This window comes from Aeromonas sp. QDB54 (assembly GCF_027707385.1).
GTDB classification, from domain to species: domain Bacteria; phylum Pseudomonadota; class Gammaproteobacteria; order Enterobacterales; family Aeromonadaceae; genus Aeromonas; species Aeromonas hydrophila.
In genome coordinates, this window is the sequence record NZ_JAPCIT010000012.1 from 26,100 (window position 1) to 49,101 (window position 23,002).

Annotated in this window: 19 protein-coding genes; 13 read left to right on the forward strand and 6 right to left on the reverse strand. The window is 62.7% G+C overall.

The genetic code is table 11. The features are described from left to right. Positions 1-118: 118 nt before the first annotated feature. Together bcp and PG881_RS13200 are read right to left on the reverse strand one after the other, a co-directional pair. Positions 119-583: a thioredoxin-dependent thiol peroxidase gene (gene bcp / locus PG881_RS13195; RefSeq protein ID WP_017779107.1), complete on the reverse strand. Its 465-nt coding sequence runs from the start codon at positions 581-583 to the stop codon at positions 119-121. A 21-nt stretch (positions 584-604) separates the two neighbouring features. After that, positions 605-1,138, reverse strand: coding sequence for a glycine cleavage system protein R (locus PG881_RS13200; protein ID WP_016349586.1), 534 nt, complete (start codon positions 1,136-1,138; stop codon positions 605-607). A 282-nt stretch (positions 1,139-1,420) separates the two neighbouring features. On the opposite strand from PG881_RS13200, the gene dapA reads away from it, so the two are divergent. The 3 genes from dapA (at position 1,421) to PG881_RS13215 (ending at position 4,594) form a co-directional block, all read left to right on the forward strand. Beyond that, entirely contained in the window at positions 1,421-2,308 is an 888-nt protein-coding gene (gene dapA, locus PG881_RS13205) for a 4-hydroxy-tetrahydrodipicolinate synthase (protein WP_270800516.1), read from the forward strand. Then, positions 2,301-3,425 carry an outer membrane protein assembly factor BamC gene (gene bamC, locus PG881_RS13210; RefSeq protein ID WP_011704837.1) on the forward strand — a complete coding sequence of 375 codons (1,125 nt, stop codon included), beginning with the start codon at positions 2,301-2,303 and terminating at the stop codon, positions 3,423-3,425. Before dapA ends, bamC begins: the two co-directional genes overlap by 8 nt. Positions 3,426-3,490: 65 nt before the next feature. Next, positions 3,491-4,594, forward strand: a complete 1,104-nt coding sequence (locus tag PG881_RS13215) for a phosphoribosylaminoimidazolesuccinocarboxamide synthase (RefSeq protein WP_024944314.1) — start codon at positions 3,491-3,493, stop codon at positions 4,592-4,594. A gap of 143 nt (positions 4,595-4,737) precedes the next feature. Here PG881_RS13215 and PG881_RS13220 read toward each other — a convergent pair whose 3' ends face one another. Beyond that, positions 4,738-5,340 (reverse strand): short chain dehydrogenase, encoded by a 603-nt coding sequence (locus tag PG881_RS13220; RefSeq protein ID WP_016349590.1) that lies wholly within the window; start codon positions 5,338-5,340, stop codon positions 4,738-4,740. A gap of 98 nt (positions 5,341-5,438) precedes the next feature. On the opposite strand from PG881_RS13220, the gene PG881_RS13225 reads away from it, so the two are divergent. The 4 genes from PG881_RS13225 (at position 5,439) to PG881_RS13240 (ending at position 8,359) form a co-directional block, all read left to right on the forward strand. Further along, positions 5,439-6,338: a LysR family transcriptional regulator gene (locus PG881_RS13225; RefSeq protein WP_270800519.1), complete on the forward strand. Its 900-nt coding sequence runs from the start codon at positions 5,439-5,441 to the stop codon at positions 6,336-6,338. A gap of 72 nt (positions 6,339-6,410) precedes the next feature. Continuing rightward, positions 6,411-7,052, forward strand: a complete 642-nt coding sequence (locus PG881_RS13230) for a DUF2057 domain-containing protein (protein ID WP_270800521.1) — start codon at positions 6,411-6,413, stop codon at positions 7,050-7,052. Positions 7,053-7,124: 72 nt separating this feature from the next. Next, positions 7,125-7,562, forward strand: coding sequence for an HIT domain-containing protein (locus PG881_RS13235; RefSeq protein WP_011704842.1), 438 nt, complete (start codon positions 7,125-7,127; stop codon positions 7,560-7,562). A 98-nt stretch (positions 7,563-7,660) separates the two neighbouring features. Beyond that, complete coding sequence (locus PG881_RS13240; protein ID WP_016349593.1) at positions 7,661-8,359, forward strand: DUF3334 family protein; 699 nt, start codon at positions 7,661-7,663, stop codon at positions 8,357-8,359. A gap of 68 nt (positions 8,360-8,427) precedes the next feature. Here PG881_RS13240 and PG881_RS13245 read toward each other — a convergent pair whose 3' ends face one another. Further along, the gene (locus PG881_RS13245; protein WP_045790557.1) at positions 8,428-9,426 is read right to left on the reverse strand and encodes a DUF2860 family protein; all 999 of its coding nucleotides are present in this window, start codon (positions 9,424-9,426) and stop codon (positions 8,428-8,430) included. A gap of 207 nt (positions 9,427-9,633) precedes the next feature. On the opposite strand from PG881_RS13245, the gene arcB reads away from it, so the two are divergent. From arcB to PG881_RS13275, 6 genes are all read left to right on the forward strand, one after another. Further along, complete coding sequence (gene arcB, locus PG881_RS13250) at positions 9,634-11,946, forward strand: aerobic respiration two-component sensor histidine kinase ArcB (protein ID WP_270800542.1); 2,313 nt, start codon at positions 9,634-9,636, stop codon at positions 11,944-11,946. Positions 11,947-11,974: 28 nt separating this feature from the next. Then, positions 11,975-13,330, forward strand: coding sequence for a dGTPase (dgt, locus tag PG881_RS13255; RefSeq protein WP_270800545.1), 1,356 nt, complete (start codon positions 11,975-11,977; stop codon positions 13,328-13,330). Between the two features lie 322 nt (positions 13,331-13,652). Then, on the forward strand, positions 13,653-13,856 hold the full coding sequence (locus PG881_RS13260; protein ID WP_011704847.1) for a hypothetical protein: 204 nt from the start codon (positions 13,653-13,655) through the stop codon (positions 13,854-13,856). A 149-nt stretch (positions 13,857-14,005) separates the two neighbouring features. Next, positions 14,006-18,283: an ATP-binding protein gene (locus PG881_RS13265; protein WP_270800547.1), complete on the forward strand. Its 4,278-nt coding sequence runs from the start codon at positions 14,006-14,008 to the stop codon at positions 18,281-18,283. Then, the gene (locus PG881_RS13270) at positions 18,264-19,475 is read left to right on the forward strand and encodes an EAL domain-containing response regulator (RefSeq protein WP_270800550.1); all 1,212 of its coding nucleotides are present in this window, start codon (positions 18,264-18,266) and stop codon (positions 19,473-19,475) included. Before PG881_RS13265 ends, PG881_RS13270 begins: the two co-directional genes overlap by 20 nt. 38 nt (positions 19,476-19,513) lie before the next feature. Next, a complete protein-coding gene (locus PG881_RS13275; protein ID WP_270800553.1) occupies positions 19,514-21,490 on the forward strand; it encodes a HAMP domain-containing methyl-accepting chemotaxis protein in 1,977 nt (658 codons plus the stop codon). Positions 21,491-21,598: 108 nt separating this feature from the next. On the opposite strand, the gene rfaH is transcribed toward PG881_RS13275, so the two are convergent. Both rfaH and metQ read right to left on the reverse strand, forming a co-directional pair. Beyond that, on the reverse strand, positions 21,599-22,099 hold the full coding sequence (gene rfaH, locus PG881_RS13280; protein WP_016349600.1) for a transcription/translation regulatory transformer protein RfaH: 501 nt from the start codon (positions 22,097-22,099) through the stop codon (positions 21,599-21,601). Between the two features lie 96 nt (positions 22,100-22,195). Then, complete coding sequence (gene metQ / locus PG881_RS13285) at positions 22,196-22,996, reverse strand: methionine ABC transporter substrate-binding lipoprotein MetQ (RefSeq protein ID WP_011704853.1); 801 nt, start codon at positions 22,994-22,996, stop codon at positions 22,196-22,198. Positions 22,997-23,002 lie beyond the last annotated feature (6 nt).

The window sequence follows — 23,002 nt, forward strand, 5'->3', positions numbered from 1 at the left end:
GCCGAAGGACCGGGCATCGAGCCTCCAGCCCGCAACGCGAGGCAGGCAACGACATGCGAATAAAAAAGGGCCTGCGCTTGCAGGCCCTTTCCATATCGGCAGTACCGGTATCTGGGGTTCAGCCCTTGAGCAGGTCGAGCACCACCTGATGGTGATCGCTGGTCTTGAACTTGTCGAAGCGATGGCTAATCTTGCCCTCTTCGTCGATGAGGAAGCTCAGCCGGTGAATACCGTCATACTCCTTGCCCATGAACTTCTTCGGGCCCCAGACGCCAAACGCATCGGCCACCGCATGATCTTCATCGGCCAGCAGGCGGAAATTCAGGTTGTCGCGCTCCTCGAATTTTTTCAGCCGCTTGGCGCTATCCGGGCTGATGCCGAGCACCACCACATTGAGGGCGGCCAGCTCGGCGTTGACGTCGCGCAGGCCGCAGGCCTGGGTGGTGCAACCCGGGGTCATCGCCTTGGGATAGAAGTAGACGAGCACTTTCTTGCCGCGCAGGTCGGCAAGGCGTACCTGGTTACCGTCTTGATCGGACAGGGAAAAATCGGGGGCCAGGCTGCCAGCGGATAAAGGTTGCATGGGATCTCCTTGGATGAGCCGTCAGGCGTGTTTGTGATTGACGATGAATTCGAACGATTCTGCGCCCAGTTCACGACAGAATCCGGCGAAGGCCGTCTGCGAGCCGGCCGCCTCACCTTGCTTGGCCAGATTGAGCTGAAAGCTGGCCTTGAGCAGGTTGAACGGCTGCTGTTCCAGGGTGATGGTCTGCATGGCCTGGATGTCCCAGCCGTGATCGCTGAAGAACTGGGTGCACTGGCTTACGATGCCCGGCTGGTCCCGGATCAGGATCTCGGCGTTGGCGCTGATGTCGTATTGCAGCGACTGGTGGCGTTCGGTGCGCTTCATCATGGTGATGAGGTCCCACTCCTGGCTGCGCAGGGGCAGGCTTATCTCGAGCTGCATCAGGCTGTTCCAGTCACCGGACAGCAGCATGATGAAGGTGAATTCATTGCCGAAGATGCCAAGACGGCTGTCGACAATGTTGCAGCCACACCCACTGACGTGGCGGGTGACCTCATTGACGATGCCAGGCCTGTCCGTGCCGATGGCCGTTACGACCAGGTAATGAGTCATAAATCTTCTCTCGTCCATTAGCGGGTTGCAAATGTGGATGCAGTGGCATAGCCCGAACGGGCTGGCCATGGGCCACTGCCAGCGATCCTGCATGGCAACCTTGTTGAGAATCTCGTTGCAACGAGCACGGTATCGGGGTGTCACGACCAGCGTCCGGCGTGTTCCACCGCGGCTCGCGCAGTGCGTTTTTGCCGGATGGTAACACGGCTTGCCCCTGGCCTCCCTTGTTTTTCCAAGGGGGCAGCTTTACCATAACGCCCCTGAAAATTGGGAGAAATATCCATGTTGCGCGGTAGTATTGTTGCCCTCGTTACCCCCATGCTGGCTTCAGGTGAAGTCGATTGGGCCAGTCTGGCCACTCTGGTCGACTATCATGTCAGCGCCGGGACCAGCGCCATCGTGGCGGTCGGGACCACGGGGGAGTCGGTGACCCTGAGCGAGCAGGAGCACATCGCCGTCGTGGAGAAAACCGTGGCGTTGGCCGCCGGACGCATTCCGGTCATCGCCGGCTGCGGCTCCAACAATACCGCCCATGCTATCGCCCTGGCCAGGCGCTTCGCCGAAACCGGCGTGGTGGCGGGTCTCTCGGTCACCCCCTATTACAACAAACCCACCCAGGAAGGCCTCTATCGTCACTATTGTGCGATAGCCGAGGCTAGTGGTCTGCCCCAAATTCTTTATAATGTGCCCGGTCGTACCGGTTGCGATCTCAAACCGGAGACGGTAGCCCGACTGGCCAGGGTGCCCGGCATCATAGGCCTGAAAGAGGCGACCGGGGACTTGAGCCGTACGCCGCTGCTGCGCGAGCTGTGCGGCGCACAATTCGCGCTTTATAGTGGCGATGATGCCAGTGGATGTGATTTCATGCTGCAAGGCGGGGACGGAGTCATTTCGGTCACCACCAATATTGCAGCGGCCCAGATGGCCGACATGTGTCGTGCTGCGCTGGCCGGTGATGCCGGACGAGCGCACGACATCAACAATCGATTGATGCCGTTGCATCAGACTCTGTTCTGCGAACCGAGTCCTATCCCGGTGAAGTGGGCCTGTGCCCAGCTGGGATTGATTGCGACGGCCACCTTGCGTCTGCCGCTCACCGACCTCACCCCCGAGGGCGAACAGGCGATGGCGCGAGCACTGACGACTGCGGAGTTGATGGCGAGTGTTTAAAGCAAATGGAAAGGGAAATGCAGTGCGCCTGGTGCTGAGTGTGGCGACCGTTGCCGTGCTGGCAGCCTGTAGCTCACCCCAGGAACGCAAGATGGCCAACCGTGGTTTCGAGTACGAGGATGCCCGCCTTGAAGGCCGTGCGTTTCTGGTGCCGGCCGGGTTGAATACCCCCGCCTTTAACAGCAGTTTCGACATTCCGGCCCTGCCCGAGAGCAGCCGTGACGGTGCGCTGGGTGCCAAGGTTGACGTGCGCCCACCCGCCCAGCTGCTGACCGTGGTACCGGGCAGCCAGGTGGTGGCCAATGCCGGCGAACCCACCATGGCCTTCTACGCCCTCAGCACTTCCCAGAGCGTGGAGCGCGATACCTGGGCCTTCCTGATGAACTTCCTCGCCCAGTACAAGGTGACCACCGAGAAGCTGGATCAGCAGGCCGGCGTGCTGCAGACCGGCTGGTTTGACAACACCAAGGCGCTCGACGGCTGGAGTGAAGAGGACGATGACTTCGTCATTCGTCAGCGCTACCAGTTCACCCTGCGCAACGATCCTCAGCGCCACGCCGTCAACATGTCGGTGCGGGTACTGGATCATGAAGAGACCGTCGATGGCGAGACCAGCAAGGAGCTGACCCCGGCGGATGCCCAGCGCTACGCGACCCGGGCCCTCAACCAGTTCTCGCTCTACTACGACAAGCAGCTCAAGTCCCGCGAACAGCACAAGGCCAACGATGGCATGGGGCTGGAACTGGGTCTGGACAACAACGAGCTGAGCGCCTGGATCGTCGATGGTTCGTTCGACCAGGTGTGGCGCCGTCTCAATCAGGTGCTGCCGGCCTACGGTTTCACCATCAAGGATACCCAGCAGTCGCTGGGCTGGATCGACGTGGAGTACGACGAGCCGGGCAGCGAATTCTGGAAGGCCAAGGGTAGCGAGCCGTTCAAGCTGGACGAAGACAAGTATCGCTTCCAGCTTGGCGAGATGGCGGGGGGCAAGACCTCCATCACCCTGTTCGACAAGGACAAGAAGCCCGTGTCGTCCGGTGTCATCTCCCAGATGTACATCAGTCTGTCCGAGGCATTCGCCAAGGGTCTGGCTGACCAAGCTGCAAAAACAGAATAGAAACAGGGGCCTTGTGCCCCTGTTTTGTTATGTAAACCCCCCACAAACAGGAAGTGTTACTTACCATGAGTCTTGCAGATCAAGTATTGGCGGTGAACGATGATTTGCCGATCCGTACCGATAAACCCGTCCATTCCGGCAAGGTGCGCAGCGTCTACTGGCTGACCGCCGCAGACAGTGCCCGCCTCATCCGCGAGAAGGGTTACGACGTGCCGGCAGATGCGCCGCTCGCCATCATGGTGATCAGTGACCGGATCTCGGCCTTCGACTGCATCTGGCAGGGCGTGGACGGGCTCAACGGCGTGCCGGGCAAAGGGGCTGCGCTCAACGCCATCTCCAGCCACTGGTTCAAGCTGTTCAAGGAGAAGGGGCTGGCCGACAGCCACATCCTGGACATCCCCCATCCCTTCGTCTGGATCGTGCAAAAAGCCCGCCCCGTGATGATCGAGGCGATTGCCCGCCAGTACATCACCGGCTCCATGTGGCGTGCCTACAAGGATGGCGAGCGCGAGTTCTGCGGCATCACCCTGCCGGAAGGACTGAAGAAGGATCAGAAGCTGCCTGAGATCCTCATCACCCCCTCCACCAAGGGCGTGCTGACCGGGCTGGACGGCGTGCCGGAAGCCGACGACGTCAACGTCTCCCGTGCCGACATAGAACGCCACTACCGGGGCTTCAACTTCAGCAAGCCGGCCGACATCGACCGCTACGAAGTGCTGCTCAAGGAAGGTTTCAACGTCATCAGTGATGCGCTGGCCGAGCTGGATCAGATCTTCGTCGACACCAAGTTCGAGTTTGGCTACGTCAATGACGCCGCCGGCAACGAGAAGCTGATCTACATGGATGAAGTGGGCACCCCCGACAGCTCCCGCATCTGGGATGGCGCCGCCCTGCGCGACGGCCAGATCGTCGAGAAGTCGAAAGAGGGTTTCCGCCAGTGGCTGCTCAACCACTTCCCGGATCCGGACATCCTGCTCAACAAGCACCGCATGCCCGAGCGCTTCGCCCTGGCCCGCGACAACAAGTTGCCGACCGAGGTGATGATGGACATCTCCAACACCTATGTGGGGATTGCCGAGAAGATCATCGGTCAGCCGCTGGTACGCAGCGCCAATCCGAAGCAGGAGATCATCGAAGTGCTGCGCGCGCAGTATGGGCTGATCGACTGAGGCACACCGCCTTTTTTGTTGTCGTAAAAACAAACGTTTGCTATCTGCTGGCTATAAGCCACGTACGCTGGCAGCAATGGAACGGGCCCCATCACGGGGCCCGTTTTTGTTGCCGTGCCGGCTGGGTGGCAGCAGGGCGGCGATCAACCGTTGACCCTGAATACCTGGCCGGTCTGCACCCCCAGTACCGACTTCTGGTAGGCCTGCGCCACCCTGGCGGCGGGCACGGGGACGAAGCCCGGGAAGAAGCTGGCGTATTTATCCATCGACTCCGTCAGCACGGTCGGGCTCACCACGTTGATGCGCAGACCCCGCGGCAGCTCGCAGGCTGCCGCCTTGACGAAGTGATCGATGGCGCCGTTGATGGTGGTCGCGCTCGCCCCCCAGTTGATGGGCTCCTCGCTCAGGATGCCGCTGATCAAGGTGATGGAGCCCTTGTCGTTCAGGTGGGGGATGGCGGCCCGGGTCAGGTTGATCTGGCCCATCAGCTTGCTCTGAAGCCCCACTTGCCACTGCTCGTCGGTCATCTCGGTGAGGGCGTTGAAGGCCACGCTGCCACTGGCCACCACCAGCGCATCGAACTGGCCCAGCTTGGCGAACAGCGCCTTGATGGAGGCGGGGTCGCGCATGTCGACCGTGGCGTCCCCCTGGCTGTGACCGACCCGGATCACCTGGTGGTCTTTGGCAAGCAACTCGCTGACGGCGGAGCCGACGGTGCCGGAGGCACCCACAATCACAATCTTCATCTGTTTCACTCCTGGTTGGGATGTGTTGATTCTAGCGCGATGAAAAGAGAGAAAAAGCGCGTAAAATAAACGCATTGTTTCCATATTGGAGCTAATGAATGGACATCTCCCACCTGGCCAGTTTTTACGAGGTGGTGCAAAAGGGCAGTTTCTCGGCCGCAGCCGACAGCCTGGGGGTGAGCAAGGGGATGCTGAGCCGTCACGTCAGCGCGCTGGAATCGACCCTCAATGCCCAGCTGCTGCAGCGTACCACTCGCCGACTCAGCCTCACCGAGGCGGGCCGGACCCTCTATCAGCAGGCTGGCGAGATCTTCGCGCTGGCTCGCCAGGCGGAGCAGGATATCCAGGCGCTGACCGAGGAGGATAGTGGCCGGCTGCGCTTCACCTGCCCGGTCAGTACCGGCGATCGCATGGTGAACGATCTGCTGGCTCGCTTTGCCGAGCTCTGTCCCGGCGTTCAGGTCGAACTCAACTTCACCAACGCCATGATCGACATGAGCCAGGGGGAGCACGACATCGCCCTGCGCGCCATGAGCAGCATTCCCGACAACCTGGTGGCGCTGCCGCTCGGTCAGCTCAAGGACGTGGTGGTGGCCAGCCCGGCCCTGCTGGCGCGGGAGGGGATCCCCGCCACCCCTTACGAGCTGGGCGGACGGCCCTGTCTGCTGCAGGGCCACAACCCGGCCTGGGAGCAGTGGCACTTTCGCAAGGGAGAGGAGGAGGCGCACATCCTGGTGCAGGGCAAGGTGCGGGCCAACCACTACAGTACCGTGCTGCAGCTGGCTCGTGCCGGCATGGGGTACGCCAAGTGCCCGCTGATGCTGGTGGAGCCCTGGCTGGCGCAGGGGGAACTGGTCACCGTGCTGGCGGAGTGGCAGACCGGGTTGCACCCGCTGCACGTCCTGCACGCCCAGCAGCGGCGGGTGCCGCGCAAGATCCGGCTGTTCAAGCAGGTGTTGGCCCAGTGGTTTGCCGAGCGCCCCCACTACCTGCTCTGAACCCTCGTTATTTTTCTGTCATCTTTGGCTGCTAGCCTGCGCCCATCAACGCGAACAGGAAGATGAGCAAATATGAAGGGTTATCGGTACGGGCGTGGGGTATCGCTGCTGTGGGCAGCGCTGGGCATAAAGATGGTACTGGGCAGTGCGGCTTGGGCGGCTGTCGAAGTGACGGTGCCGGCGGATTTCCAGATCCTGGCGGTGAGTGCGGGCACGCTGCACGACGAGCAGCATGCCACCCTGCCGGATGGGGAGCAGCAGTTGCTGGTGCGTTATGAAGGGGTGATCCCGAGTCGCAGCAGCAGCGAGAATGACCGCCAGCTGCGCTCCGCGCCGCAGGTGTTGCGTTATCAAGCCAGTCAGCAGCAGGTACGACTGGTAGCCAACTTGCCGAGCGATGAACGAGGCATGGCGCAGTATGCCGAGTCTCCCGTCATGGGGCTGCAGGCCGGTGGCCAGAGCATTGCCAGCCAGCAGGATGCGTTGGTCACCAGCGGCATGCTGATTGGCATGGACTGGCGGGCCAAGCTGGTCGAATACAACCAGAGCGGCGGCAAGGCGGCATTGAGCACGGTCGTGCCCGTGACCGCAACCGCCGCTGTGGTTGAACCGGTGGCGGCCAGCGCGCTGGAGGGGCAGTTGCAGCAACTCTTCCTCAAGGCTGATCCTGCGCTTCGCAAGCGCTTTGTCAGCTGGGCCGTGCCGCGACTTTAAGTTTGCGGCCCGTTGCAGTAACGTGGGGGCTCTCATCGTGCATCGCGCCCACCTTACGTCAACGAGGTCTTCATGTTTGAACTGCACAGCCGCCTGCAGGCAGATACCCGCCTGCTCGGCGATCTGCCCCTTTGCCGCGTCCTGCTGGCCAAGGACAGCCAGTATCCCTGGCTGATCCTGGTGCCGAGAGTGGCCAATCTGCGGGAAATTCACCACCTGGCACCGGCGCAGCAACAGCAGCTGATGGAGGAGTCCTGCGCGGTCGCCACCCTGATGGAGCAGGCGCTGCGGCCGGACAAGATCAACGTGGCGGCGCTCGGCAATCTGGTACCCCAGCTGCATCTGCATCATGTCGCCCGTTTCAGTACCGACAAGGCCTGGCCCGGTCCCATCTGGGGGGCTCACCCCTCCGTGCCCTATGAGGAAGCCGCATTGCTGGCAGAGGCGGCCAGCTGGCGTCTCAAGCTGGCCAATCTGGCCGGATTCAGTCCGCTTGGCACTGACAATTGAATCAACTGAGAGGCGGCTCGCTATTTCGAAGCCCAAGCCGCGCTATCTGTTAGAGTTATGGTATAGATAAGCCCATTTTCGATGTTCAGGAAGGTCCCATGATAGTGACAAGAGCCGACAACGATACCGTATTGACCACAGAGGACGTGCTGCTGAGCCTGTGCCATTCGGTCACGGATGTATTGAGTGCGGCAACCCAGAGTCAGGTGCGTTTCTCCGGCATGGTGCAGCGGATCAGCAAGACCTGCCTCAAGCCGGATATCGGCTGCTTCGTGCTGTTTGACGGCGGCTTCTCCGGCCTGGTGGTGATCAACTTCTCCGCCTCCGCCGCCATGGAGCTGTACGAGAGCTACATGCTCAGCATGGGGCTCTCCAAGGAGGATCTCGCCATCTCCCATACCTCGGACGAGGTGAGCAACGTCATGGGCGAGCTGATGAACCAGATCGTCGGCAGCTTCACCGTCAAGGTCGGCCGCGATCTGCAGACCCACATCACCCAGAACCAGCCGAAGATGCTGGCCCTCAACAAGCAGGTGATGCTGAGCGTCGATACCAACCTCGATAGTCCGGAGTCGCGCCGGGTCACCTTCTTCACCGCCCGCAACAACATCTTCTATCTGGAGCTGGCGATGGACAAAACCGAGTTCATCCGCATCCACAACGACGGCATGGATCAAGAGGAGCTGGATCCGGATGCCCTGATCGCCCAGACCAAGCGCGAGGCTGCCCAGCCGGCTCCGGCCGCCGCCCCGGTGGCCAACGATCACGACGATCTGCTCGACTCGCTCGGGATCTGATGGCCGCAGGCCGCTGCAAATGACGAGGCCACCCATGGGGTGGCCTCGTTTGTTGGTGAGGGTCGGGTTTAGAAGTTGTAGAGCAGACCCGTGCTGAAACGGGTGGACTGGCTGTCGTAGAAGTTGATGTCCGAGTCGGCGCTGGCATAGGCGGCGGTGAAGGTGGCGGCGAGAGCGTTGACGCCAAACAGGTTGTGCCAGAAGAAGGTGCCGTTGATGGCGAATTCGTCGGCATCGGCGCGCTGGCCGAAGATGGGGTTCGCCTCGTCATACTTGCGCTTGCCGGTATAGAGGTTGCTGACGAAGGACCACTGGGGGCCGCGCTTGGCATAGGTCAGCTTCAGACCGGTGTTCTTGAAACTCTCGGCGCTGCCGTCAAGGCGAGCCTGCTTGTAGACGATGGCCGGCTCCAGCAGCTGGTTGCCGCCAAAGTGCCACTGGTAGGAGAGCTCCATGTCGTGCATCTTGCCGTTGCGATCCAGCAGGTCGGCGTAGTGGGTGCCGTGGCTCTGGTCATACTGCTGGCCGCTGCGCTCCTCATCCATGTCCACTTCCCGGGTGGTCAGGTTGCCGTAGAAGTTGCTGCCCCAGATCTTGTCCCAGGCAAAACGCGCCCCTTTTGATTTCACATCGGTGGAGCTGCGATCCACCCCGGTGGCGAAGGGATCGCTCCACAGCTCGACCGGCATGACGTTGAACACCAGCGAGGTGGCGACTATGCCCTTGTCACCCATCTCCTGACGCAGGCCGAGCTGCTGGGTGAAGTCGAAGCGCACCGCGTCCTGGATCAGGTTGCCGAGGAAGATCTGGGTGCGGGTATCAGCAAAGGTGTAGCGGATATCGGCGTTGAGCAGCGGCGTCAGGCCGCTCTCGCTGTCAGGCGAACCGAGGTCATTGATGCGACTGTGGTTGTCATCGCCGGCATAGAAGTTGGACTTGTAGCTGACGGCGTTGACCCCGCCCAGCAGGAAACCGGACCAGCCGGACTGCTTGGGGATCTCGCCCAGATCGGCGTGGGCGGCATTGGCTGCCAGCAGGCCAAGACTCAGCAGGGTGAGATTACGCATCGATGAGACTCCTGAAATATCAGTTGGTTGAATTGAACGGCCGAACATTATAGCGAGCAAGGCTTAACCCGGGCTGACCGAATTGACTCCGGCATGCTACCCCAGCGGGCGGAGGAGGTTAACCGATAATTTATCGTGCGACGGCACAAGAGTTCGGCGCGCCGTGCTGGTATTCTGTTCGGCGAATATCGGGGAGAAAACAATAAGATGAAACAAATCAAATCCTGGGCGCAATATTACGTCGACCTGATGACCAAGCTGGGACTGGTGCGCTTCAGCATGTTCTTGGCCACCGGCATCATAGTGCTGGCCGTTTCGATCCAGATGGGGGTCACCCTGTTCCTGCGCGGCACAGTGGACATCGTCGACCTGGTGCGTTCGGTCTTCTTCGGCCTGCTGGTCACCCCCTGGGCCGTCTATTTTCTCTCCATCGTGGTGGATCAGCTGGAGGACTCCCGCCAGCGGCTGACCCGCATGGTGCGCAAGCTGCAGGACATGCGCGAGCGGGATCTCGAGCTCAACAGCCAGCTGCAGGAGAACATCAGCCGCCTCAACGCCCAGATCGCCGAGACCAACCGGGCCGAGACCCTGCGTCAGCAGGCCATCGAGGATCTGGAGAACGAGGTATTCCAGCGCGAGAAGGCCCAGCTGCACCTGGGGGAGCGCACCGCCCTCTTGCGCTCCTTCATCGACTGCTCCCCCGATCTGGTCTACTACCGCAACGAAGACGAGCAGTTCTCCGGCTGCAATCGCGCCATGGAGGAGCTGACCGGCAAGGTGGAGGCGGAGCTCATCGGCTTGACCCCGTTCGATGTCTACAAGCACGACATCGCCAGCAAGGTGGTGGAGACCGACAAGCAGGTCTTCGCCCAGAACGAGCCGCTCACCTATGAACAGTGGCTGGAGTACCCAGACGGTCGCAAGGCCTACTTCGAGCTGCGCAAGGTGCCCTTCTTCGATCGCTTTGGCAAGCGGCTCGGCCTGCTCGGTTTTGGTCGCGACATCACCGAACGCAAGCAGTATCAGGACAAGCTGGAGAAGGCGAGCCGCGACAAGACCACCTTCATCTCCACCATCAGCCACGAACTGCGTACCCCGCTCAACGGCATCGTCGGTTTGAGCCGGATGCTGATGGATACGCCGCTCGATCCCAAGCAGCACCAGCAGCTCAAGACCATTCACCTGAGCGCGGTGACGCTCGGCAACATCTTCAATGACATCATCGATCTCGACAAGCTGGACCGGCGCCGGCTGGAAATTGCCCCGACCCCCATCGACTTGCCAGCCTTCCTCGACGAGCTGGAGACGCTGTCGCGCATCCAGGCGGAGCAGAAGGGGCTCTATCTGCATTTCGACCGGGATGGCGACGTGCCGCAGTTCGTGATGGCGGACGGGACCCGGTTGCGCCAGGTGTTGTGGAATCTGGTGGGCAATGCGGTCAAGTTTACCGACGAGGGGGGGGTGACGGTGCGCTGCCTCACTCACCCGGCCGACACACCGGGCAAGCTGGCCCTGCACTTCGAGGTGGAAGACACCGGGGTCGGCATTCCCCGTGCCCAGCAGGAGAAGATCTTCGCCATGTACTATCAGGTGCAGGGCAAGAAGCACGCCACCGGCACCGGTATCGGGTTGGCGGTCTCCCGCCAGCTGGTGCAGGCGATGGGCGGCCAGCTCTACGTAGACAGCGATCCGGGCGAGGGCGCCTGCTTCACCGCCGAGCTGGAGGTGGACTGCGTCGCCGCCCAGGCGCCCGCGGCCGAGCCCGAGATGCCCTGCCTCGATATCCTGCTGGTGGAGGACGTCGAGCTCAACGTGACCGTGGCCTGCGCCCTGCTCAACAAGCTGGGTCATGAGGTCAAGGTGGCGCGGGATGGCGCCCAGGCGCTGGCCATGGCCAATCCCGACGATTTTGATCTGATCCTGCTGGATATCCAGCTGCCGGACATGACCGGTTTCGATGTGGCGGAACAACTGCTCGCCCGCTACGGCGACAGCCTGCCGCCCATGGTGGCACTTACCGCCAACGCCACCGGCGATCGCCAGTACTACCGGGATCACGGCATGCAGGATGTGATCAACAAGCCGCTCGGCTCGAAGGCGGTGCGGGAGGTGATTGGCCACCTGTTTGCCGATTTGGCCGAGGATGAGGCGGACGAACAGGCGGATGCGGACAGTCAGGATGCGCTGCTGGACTTGCCCTTCCTCACCGATTACGCCGATACCGTGGGCAAACAGGTGCTGATCTCCAGCGTCGAGCTGTTCGAGAAGATGATGCCCGACTACATGGCGGTGCTCGACTCCAACATGATTGCCCGGGATCAGGCCGGCGTGGTGGAGGAGGCGCACAAGATAAAAGGGGCAGCCGGCTCCATCGGTCTGCGCCGGCTGCAGCAGCTGGCCCAGCTGATCCAGAGCCCGGATCATCCCGCCTGGTGGGAGAACGTGGAAGACTGGATAGAGTCGCTGCGCCGCGAATGTCCGGGCGACATCGCCCGCTTGAAGCGCTGGCTGCTCTCGTAGATGCGAGCCGCAGGCAAGGAGCCGCAACATGTATAGCCGTTTGATTACTCCCGAGCGCATCCATCGCTGGGGTGACGAAGATCTGCTGGAGGCGACCGAACAGGATCGCGCCCGCATCGTGCAGGCGGCGCCGGTGCGCCGGCTGCAGCAGAAGACCCAGGTCTTTCCGCTCGACGTGAAGGCCTCGGTGCGCAGCCGTCTCACCCATTCGCTGGAGGTGCAGGAGACCGGCCGCCAGATCAGCCGCCGCATTCTGGCGGCCCTGCCGGCGGGGTCGGTGTGCGAGGGGGCCTTCATCAATCTGGTGGAGATGTCCTGCCTGTTGCACGACGTCGGCAACCCGCCGTTCGGTCACTTTGGCGAGCAGGTGATGAGCCAGTGGCTGGCGCAGGCGCTGGATGGGTTGTTTGCCGAGGCCCTTGGCAGCAACCCCAGCCCGCAGTGGGCAACGCTTCGCCAGGATCTGCTGGTGTTTGACGGCAATGCCCAGAGTCTGCGGCTGGTGCACAGCCTGCACGAGCTGAACCTGACCCTGGGGCAGCTGGCGGCGCTGTGCAAGTACCCGCAGCAACCCCTGCACGGCGGTCAACATCACGGCTGGGCCAGCAAGCGCGGCATCTTCTTCAGCGAACAACCCCTCTACCGCGCCCTCGGCCAGAGCCTGGGGTTGGCCCCCGGCTGCCGTCATCCGCTGGTCTACATCATGGAAGCGGCCGACGACATCTCCTACTGCATCGCCGATCTCGAAGATGCGGTGGACCGGCGCATCCTCAGCCTGAGCGAGCTGCAACAGGCGCTACGGCTGGCCGATGACGGCGCCTACATGGCCGGCTTGCTGGCGGAGGCGACCGCCTCGGGCAGGGGCTTCTTCCCCCACTTTCGCCAGCAGCTGACCCGGGATCTGGTGGAACTGGCCGCTCACACCTATGTGAGCGAGCACCCGCAGATCCTGAGCGGCGCCTATCCCCAGGCCCTGCTGCACGGTCAGGCACCGGCGGCGCGGGTGCTCGATACCCTCAAGCAAGTGGCTCGCGAGCTGGTATTCATGCGCCCAGAGGTGGAGGCGCTGGAGCTGGAGGGTTATGCCGCCCTGCGCGGGGTGCTCTCCACCTATGCCTGTCTGCTGGCGCTGCCGGCCACGCAGTTCGAGCGGCTGCTGGCCGGGCAGGGGGGCAGCGAGCTGTTCTTTGCTCGCCGGTTGTTTCATCGGCTGTCGGCCCGTCATCTCAAGGCATACCGGTTGGCGGTGGCCGGTCGGGATCCGCGCTTCAGCGACGGGGCGGAGCAGGAGTGGTACTTCCGGGTACGGCTGCTGCTCGACTACGTGAGCGGCATGACGGATACCTATGCGCTGGAGGAGTTCCGGCTGTTGTCCGGGATCTGAGCCAGAGCGGCACGGGTCAGCCTGTGCCGGATGAGTATTGACAGATGACTCACCTCCCCATATGGGGGGTGAGGTTCTTGTATAAAATTCGGTCTTTTTTTAGACTGTGGCAACTTGTTCAACTTTCACTCGGTAAGGAGACGGATATGCAACATTCAATGCTAAACGTTGCGTTCGACCGCTGCATCAGCAGCGCGAAGACTCGTGCTCTTTTTCTGCCGCGTGGAGGAAACAGGTAACACCTGCTTTTTCATCACCCGCGGTTGTCCCGCAGGGTGATCTCTTCTCTCCGGGGGAACCGCACGTTCAACTGGAGAATATTATGTCTATCGAACTGACCCTGCTGCGCACCGTCGAAACCCTGGTCCAGAAACGGATTACCCGGCTGGAGCGTCGTGTCAGCTACCTGCATCTGTCGCCTGCTCTGCTCAAGGACATCGGTCTGGAAGGGCAAAATGTGCAGATCGCCCACATCCGTGAGCGGGAATATCAAACCGGCTTCCGACTCGGGAACCGAATAACCTGACAAGAGGGGGTCTTGGCCCCCTTCTTGCTAGAAAACGGCAGGCGTGAGCCTGCCGTTTTTCGTATCCGGACGAGTTCTGTTACGAATTTCTATTCGCACATTTTGCCAAAATCCCTATGATCGCTCTCCAAGCCGTTCAGGAGTTACCCATGCTGCGCCTCTGTTATCGCGCCATTTTGTTGTGCTGGTTTACCTGCTGGAGCCTGGTGGCTGCGGCAGAAACCTCCCTGGACAAGGATCAGCTGGGGCTGGCGGAACGGCTCTGGCTCGCCTCGCGCAGCGACCTGGTGGTCGGCATGCCGTCGGTAGCCTGGCCGCCCTACATCTATGCCAATAGCCGGGGTGGCTTCAGCGGCCCGCTCGACGATTTTGCCACCCTGATTGCCGGCCGGCTGGGGCTGACCGTGCGCTACAAGACTTACCCCTACTATGCCGGCGCCCAGCAGGCTTTGCTCGATGGTGAGGTGGACATGCTGATCGGGGTGACCCCGAGCCAGTCACGTCAGCAGAAGATGCGCTTTACCTCGGATCTGATGACCCTGCCGCGCGCCGTGCTGCTGGCGCGAGAGGAAGGGGAGCCGACTCTGGCGACGGCGCGTCAGCTGCGCTGGGTGTGCGAGCATGGTTTCAGTTCCTGCGAGGAGCTGGCGGAGCTTGGCATGACCCAGCTCACCGAGGCGGACAGCAGTGACGAAGCTGTCTTCATGGTGAAGAAGGGGCTGGCGGATGCCTATCTCTCCGATCTGCCCTCTCTGGTTCGTCTGCAGCGCCTGCAGCAGCAGGCCGGGCTCAAGGTGATGACCCCGGAGTGGGTGACGGACACCTCGCTGGCCATGGCGGTGGGGCCCGACAATCAGGGGCTGCTCGGTTTGCTGGAGCTGGCCCTCAACGACATTCCGCTGGATGAGCGGCGCCGCATTCTGGAGACCGGCGGAATAGTTGACTACGAGCTGGCCAACGGTCCCCGCCAGATCGTGTTCAACCAGAGCGAGCTCGACTGGCTGGCCCTGCATCCGACCCTGCGCTTCGGGGTGGCACCGGACTGGCCGGCGGTGAGCGAGATCGACGGCAATGGCCAGCTCAAGGGTTTCATCGCCGACATGCTCAAGCTGGTGAGCCTGCGCTCCGGCCTGCAGTTTACCCTGGTGCCCACCAGCAGTTGGGCCGAGACCCAGGCGCTGTTCCAGGCGCGCAAGCTGGACTTTCTGCCTGCCATCACTCCGACCGCGGAGCGGCGTCAATACTCCCTGTTTACTCCCGACTACGCCTTCATCCACCGGGTGATCGCCGCCAGACAGGGGAGCGAGGAGCTGGACAACCTCAACGAGCTCAAGGGGCGACGGGTGGGGATCGTCGGCGGCTCGGTGGAGGAGCTGGTACTCAACGAGGTGGGGGCCCATCCGCTGACGGTGAGCAGCGATACCAAGCTGCTGCCGCTGCTGGACGGGCATCAGGTCGACTACGTGCTGATGAGCATGACCACCCTGGAGCAGGCGCTGCAAAAGGGGTTCAACAACCGCTATCAGGTGGTGTTCTCCGGCAACGAGCTGCGGGTGCCGGTCGCCATGGCGGTGCACCAGCAGGACCCCATGCTGCAGCAGATCCTCACCAAGGTGCTGCTCTCCATCCGCCCGGAAGAGATGACCAAGCTGGAGCACAAGTGGCTGGCGCTGACCATCCAGACCGGCATCTCCCCTGCCACTGTGGCGCTCTGGTCCGCGGTCGGCGTGGGCGCTTTCCTGCTCTGCGTGCTGCTGTTCATGGGCTGGAACCGAACCCTGCGCCGCCAGATAGTGCAGCGCAAGCTGGCCGAGCACAAGTTAAGCGAGCAGCTGACCTTCGTGCAGACCCTGCTCAACTCCCTGCCCAACATGGTGGTGCTGCGGGATCGCGAGCAGCGCATCACCCTCTGCAACCAGGCCTATCGGGATGCCTTTATCGGTGAGCTGACCCAGGATGATGGCGACGATCTGGACCGCATGCCGGCCAGAGAGCGGGAGCGGGTGCTGCGCGAAGAGTCGGGGGTATGGCAAAGTGGCGAACAGCTGGAAGGGGCGGGCAACAGCCGCCGTCAGGATGGCGCCATGTTCCACGTCATCTACACCAAGCGTCCCTATCGCTCGCCAAAGGGCGACATGCTGGGGGTCCTGACGGTGCTGACCGACGTGACCCGCATCAAGGAGGCCGAGGCGCGGGCCCGCAAGGCGGAGACCCGGCTCACCCAGATCACCGACAGCATGCCGGGCATCGTCTATCAGTATCTCTGGCTCGGTCCCGGCAAGGGGCGTTTCCTCTATGCCTCGCAGGGGGCGAGCGAGATCCTGGGCGCCAGCCGGCAGGAGATATTGTCGGCCGAGTCGGGCGGCGAGGTGTTCGGTTTTACCGAGGAGGCACTGCAGGATTTCGTCAGCAAGGTGGCCAATCATGCCGAGACCCTGGCCCCGCTCGATCTGGAAGTGCGGGTGGAGCGGCCGGAGGGAGCCCGCTATCTGCAGGTGCGCGGCAGTTTCGTGCCGCAGGAGGAGGGGCACCTGATCCTCAACGGGGTGATCCAGGACATCACGGCCCTCAAGCACCAGGAGCACGACCTGAGGGAGGCGCGCGCCTATGCCGAGCAGGCGATGCAGGTGCGCAGCCGCTTCCTGGCCACCATGAGCCACGAGTTGAGGACCCCCATCTCCGGCATGCACGGCATGCTGGAGCTGCTGCAGATGAGCGAGCTGAACGACGACCAGCGCTATCTGCTGCGCAACGTGGTGACCTCCACCAACAACCTGCTCTATCTGGTCAACGACGTGCTCGATTTCTCCAAGATAGAGGCGGGTCAGCTGCAGTTGCACTATCAGGATTGCCGCCTCGCCTCCGTCATCTGCGACGTGATCCGCGGTCACGCCACTCTGGCCCATGGCAAGGGGCTCAAGGTGACGCTGGGGTGGGCGCCGGAGGTGCCGGATCAGGCCCGCATCGATGCGGTGCGGGTGGGGCAGGTGCTCTCCAACCTGCTCAACAATGCGGTCAAGTTTACCGAGCGGGGCGAGATCCGTATCCAGGTCAGCTTTGAGAAGGAGCGGCTCGCCATCGCGGTCAGCGACACCGGCATCGGCATTGCCGAGGACAAGCAGGATCGCCTGTTCACCCCGTTCGAGCAGGTGGAGTCCGACATAACCCGACGCTTCGGTGGTACCGGGCTCGGCCTTGCCATCTGTCACCAGCTGGCCCAGAAAATGGGGGGCACGCTGGTGCTCGAGAGCAAGCCGGGGCACGGTACCCGGCTTACCTTCGACTTCCCGCTGGCGGCGTGTCAGTGGGATGCCCCGCCGCTGGCAGGCCACGATTGGTGGCTGTTTGGCGAGGATGCGGCCCTGCAGAGCGCGATGCAGCGGCTGGGGGCCAGGCTGCATCGTATGGATCCACAGCAGTGGCAGCAGCCGGTGAGTGGTTTGTTATTAGCAGAGGAGAGCTGGCTCGAGCAGGCCCTTGGCAGCGAGTGGCTGACACATTTGCAGCGCTCGGCCCTCAAGGGCATAGTGCTCTCCCCGCAGGAGGCCCTGCGCGGCCGCATGGGGTCGGGTGCCTGGTGGCGGCTGGGGCAGTCTCCGCTCTATCCTGATCTGCTGCTGGAGACCTGTCACCAGCTGCTGGGAGAGGCGGCGACCAGCCCGGTCGAAGCCAATGCCCCCAAATTGCAGGGACGGGTGCTGGTGGCCGACGATCACCCCATCAACCGTGCGCTGCTGGCTCGCCAGCTGGCGATCCTCGGGGTGGATGCCGAGGTGGTGGATGACGGTGACAAGGCCTTGCGTACCTGGCAGGGGCAGGCATTCGCCCTGCTGCTGACCGACTGCCACATGCCGGTGATGGATGGCTACAGTCTGACCCGGGCCCTGCGGGCACAGGGGGAGTCGGCTCCCGTCATCGGGGTGACGGCCGATACATCCGAAGAGGCCAGCCTGCAGATGCAGGAAGCCGGCATGAACGACATGCTGTTCAAACCCTATACCCTGGAGACGCTGCATCAGATGCTGATGCGCTGGTTGCCGGTGAGCCCTCAGACCCAGGAGCCGGACCAGCCCGCTCCGCCAGCCAGCGAGCAGGGGGAGTGCTGGATCTCGCTGTTTGGCGATGAGGCGGTGGCGCGCAGCATGGCGCGGGAGTATCTGGATTCCAATCGCCAGGACGGCGATGACATGATGCAGGCACTGGCCAGGCAGGACACCTATGCCCTGGTGGAGACGGCGCACCGCATCAAGGGGGCTGCCCGCATGGTGGGGCAGCAGGCTCTGGCGGAGGAGGCGGCCCGGCTCGAAGCGGCGGCCCGCCTCAAGCAGCTGGACGAACTTACCGAGTTGAGTCAGACGGTACTGGCGCTGATGAACTCTATTACATGCGAAATTGGATTATGGCTCGATGAACAAGACACAGCATGAGTTGGTGATCATGGTGGTGGAAGACCACGCGTTCCAGCGCAAGGCGTTGATGCACCAGATCCGCGGGCTCGGTTACGGCGCCCTGCTGGAGGCGCAGGACGGGGTGGAGGCGCTGGCCATGTGTCAGCGTCATCAGGTCGACATCCTGTTTTGCGATCTGCGCATGCCGGGCATGGATGGCATGGCGCTGCTGCGTCGCCTCTCGCTGGGCGGTTTTCGCGGCGGCATCATCCTCTCCAGCGCGCTGGAGGATGACGTGGTCGAGGCCGTGCTGCGCATGAGTGCCGCCTATGGTCTGCAGGTGCTGGGGCGCATCGAGAAGCCTTCCAGCCAGCAGCAGATCAGCCAGCTCATCGGCGCCTGGCGCCCGCAGCAGGAGCGAGCCCAGGAGGAGGACGGCCACCGCCTGACCCTGGATGAGTTGAGCCTGGCGCTGGAGCAGGATCAGCTGCTGCCCTGGTATCAGCCCAAGGTGAGCTTCGGCTCCGGCCAGTGGGTCGGCATGGAGGCGCTGGCGCGCTGGCAGCACCCGGAGTACGGCCTCATCTCGCCGGCCCGCTTCATTCCGCTGGCGGAACACAACGGCCTCATCGATCAGCTGACCGAGGTGATCATCAGCAAGTCACTGCGCGATGGCCATCTGTGGGAGCAGACCGGGCTCTCCCTCAACCTGTCGATGAACCTCTCCACCACCTCCCTCATCGAAGGGGATCTGTGCAATACCCTGATCAACCAGTGCCAGCGCTGGAGCATCAACCCCGAGCTCATCACCCTGGAGGTGACCGAGAGCTCGTTCGTGAAGGATCTGGGCAAGTCGCTGGAGGTGCTGACCCGCCTGCGCATGCACGGTTTCGGCCTCTCCATCGACGACTTCGGTACCGGCTACTCCTCCATGCAGCAGCTGGCCCTGCTGCCCTTCACCGAGCTCAAGCTGGATCGCTCTTTCGTCGATCGCTGCTTTGAGGACCCCTCCCGCTTGGCCATAATAGAGTCAAGCATCGAGCTGGCCCGCAAACTGGGGCTCAAGTCCGTCGCCGAAGGGGTGGAGGATGAGCTCACCTGGCGGCTGCTGGCGCGGCTGGGGTGCGACGTGTGCCAGGGCTTCTTCTCGGCCCGGCCCATGCCGCGTGAGGAGTTGCTGGGATGGCATGACTCCTGGCGTGAACGGCTACCGGCGCTGCTCGGGGAGTGAATGTCGGGCAGGATGCCCGCAACGAAACAAGGATGTTCATGAAAATTTCAAGCAAGTTGCTGCTCAGCTTCTGTTTTATCAATCTGCTGGTGATCCTCTCTTCCAGCCTTGTTTACCACCAGCTCGGTCGTATCGGGCAGGCCGGCAACGCCCTGCTGGAGCAGGCTCTACCCGCCCTGCAACGGGATGAGGCCAGCCAGAAGGCACTGGTGGCGACCATCTCCTCCCTGCGGGCCTATCTCATCCTGGGCAAGGATCCGGCGCAGGCCGCCCGCCTCAAACAAGAGTGGGAGGGGGCCTGGCAGGTGATCGAGCATCAGCAGTTCACCGCCGAACTGGCCCGCTCGCTCAAGGCCTTCAAGACCAGCCAGCAGAAGGTGTGGGACATCGCCCATACCGACGAGAACCTGCCCGCCCATACTCTGATGCTGCAGGAGGCCGGGCCGCTGGCGGAGTCGGCCCTAGATCAGCTGCAGTCCTTTGCCAACGAAGAGGTGGCTACCCCGCAGGATCAGCTGCCCGGAGATCGCCGCCTGCTGCTCAAGCAGGTGGGGGATGCCTACAACGGCCTCTCCAATGCGCTCTCCGCCCTGCGCGACTTCCTCATCTCCGGCGATCCGGACTATCGCACCAAATACCAGGATTATTACCAGTTCCACCAGCAGCGGGTGGCCGAGCTGAAGCAGCAGGAGGCCAACTTTACCGAGGCACAGAAGGGGATCTGGTCGCTGTTCGAGGAGATGTCGGCCCCCTTCGCCGAGCTGGTGGGGCAGGTGATCAGCAAGCGGCAGGCACCCGACTGGGATCAGGCCAACCATCTGATGGCGACCGAGATTGAACCGGCTCTCGGTCAGCTGGCGACCCAGCTGGCCGGCCAGGTGACCCAGACCCGCGCCGAGGTGGAAAGCATGGGCCAGAAGATGACCAGCGCCGGTCAGGCCATCAATCGCACCCTGCTGCTGGCCACCCTGACGGTGATCGTGCTGGGTACCCTGGTGGCGCTGCTGTTCAGTCGCCGCCTGACCCGGGATATTGCCAGCCTGGTGCTGCGGGCCGATCTGGTGGCCAACGGCCGGCTGCCGGCCCGCCCCCTGCCGGTACAGAGCCAGGATGAGCTGGGCGGGCTGACGGGGTCCATCAACCAGATGTCCGGCCAGCTGCGCCAGCTGGTGGGGGAGATCCAGGGGGCGGTGGGGCAGGTGGACGGGGCCTGTGGCGAGGTAGGCAGCACCACCCGCGCCATCGTCACCGATCTGGCGAGCCAGAATCAGCGGGTCGATACGGTGGCGGCGGCCATCGAGCAGATGTCGGTCAGTACCCGGGATGTGGCGGGCAATATCGCCGAAGCGGCGCGAGCCGCTCAGCAGGCGGAGCAGCAGACTCGCCAGGGCGGCCACGAGCTGGCCCGCATGACCGCCACCATGCAGCAGATCGCCGCCATGATTGCCGAGGCGAACGAGGCGATGGGGCAGCTCAGCAGCCAGAGCGAGCAGGTGGGACGCGTCACCGAGGTGATCGCCACCATCGCCGAGCAGACCAATCTGCTGGCGCTCAATGCCGCCATCGAGGCTGCGCGGGCCGGCGAGCAGGGGCGCGGGTTTGCCGTGGTGGCCGACGAGGTACGGCTGCTGGCGAGCCGCACCAGCCAGTCCACCGAGGAGATCAGCCAGACCATCGCCAGCATCCAGCAGCAGACCCGCCAGACCGTCAATACGGTTGGCAGCGGCACCCGCTTGGTGGAGGAGGGGCGTGGCGCCGTCGACTCGGTGACCGGCACCCTGAATGCCATGTTGCAGCTGGTGCAGGATCTGTCGGGCCAGCTGGGTGCCATCGCCACCGCGACCGAGCAGCAGTCACGGGTGGCTCAGGAGGTGGCGGGAACGGTGGAGGAGATCGCCGGCCTGAGCCGACAGTCGAGCCAGCGCAGCCAGCAGGGGGAGGAGATAGTGGCCCGGCTGGCGCAGGATACCGGCCGCTTGACGGCGGTGATCAGCCGCTTCGAGCTGGATGCCTGAGGCGGACAAGGGTCGTGAAAACGGGGCAGGCCGCTGGGCCTGCCCCGTTTTTTTAGCCTCGCTGGCGCAAGGGATGGTTGCTCTGGGCTGCCGTGATTTATGACCGGGTCAGTCCAGCCGGCGGAAGGACTGGTTGTCGAAGCTGCTGCTGGTCTCCTGATTGAGCAGGCTCACCAGCAGGATCGCCCGCTTGTCGCCGTCCGGCTCCAGATAGATGGCTTCGAAGCCGGCCAGCGGACCGGATTCTATCAGCACCTTGTCGCCCTGGGTCGGCAGGCTGGCGTAGCTGGCGCGGGCCTCGTCGCTGTCGTCCCGACTCATCAGCTGATAGACCAGCTGGCTGCTGATGGAGGTCCACTCCCGACCGAAGTGGATGATGCGGCTGATGCCGCGGGTCGACTTCAGGGTGACCGGGGTGACCTCTTCCAGATCCACATAGATGAACAGGTAGTTGGGGAACATGGGCTCCCGCACCGGGACACGCTTGCCCCGCCGCAGTTTTTCAATTTCCACCATGGGGTAGTAGGACTCGATCCCCTGGGCTTCGAGATGGGCGCGGGCGCGGGCCTCTTCTTTTGGCTTGCAGTAGGCCAGATACCATTTTTTCATGTGCTGAATATGTTCGTGTTGCCGTGCTCGCCGATATGATAACGGCAGCAAAAAAAAAGGCCACGCATTGCGTGGCCTTTTTTGCCGAGTGAGTGATTACCAACCTTTCACCAGGCCGCCCTTGAACAGTTCCAGCCCTTTCTTGTAGACGTCGTCGGTCTGGAAAGCCTGTACGAACTGTTTGACCTTCTCGTCGTCCTTGTTGTTGTCGCGGGCGACGATCAGGTTGACGTAGGGGGACTCTTTGTCCTCAACAAACAGACCGTTCTCGGTCGGGGTCAGGCCGATCTGACCGGCGAAGGTGTTGTTGATGATGGCCAAGTCCACGTCTTCCAGCGAGCGCGGCAGCTGGGCAGCTTCCAGCTCGACGATCTTGAAGTTGCGCGGGTTGCTGGCGATGTCCAGCACGGTCGCTTCCAGACCGGCGCCTTCCTTCAGCTTCAGCAGACCTTGCTTCTCCAGCAGGATCAGGGAGCGGCCCAGGTTGGTCGGATCGTTCGGCACCGCGATCTGGGCGCCATCTTTCAGCTCGCTCAGCGCCTTGATCTTCTTGGAGTAACCGGCGATCGGGTAGACGAAGGTATTGCCGACCGGCACCAGCTTGAAGCCGCGATCACGGATCTGGGCATCCAGATAGGGCTTGTGCTGGAAGGCGTTGACGTCGATGCTGCCATCGTTCAGCGCCACGTTCGGGGTGACGTAGTCGGAGAAGTTGACCACCTCGACGGTCAGGCCGTATTTCTCCTTGGCCACTTTGGCGGCCACTTCAACCAGTTCGGTCTCGGGGCCGGCGATGGCGCCTACTTTCAGGGTCTTGTTCTCTTCTTTTTGACCGCAACCGGCCAGTACCAGAGTGGCCAGCAGGGCTGCCGCAACGGATTTGATGCCAAATTTCATAAAACC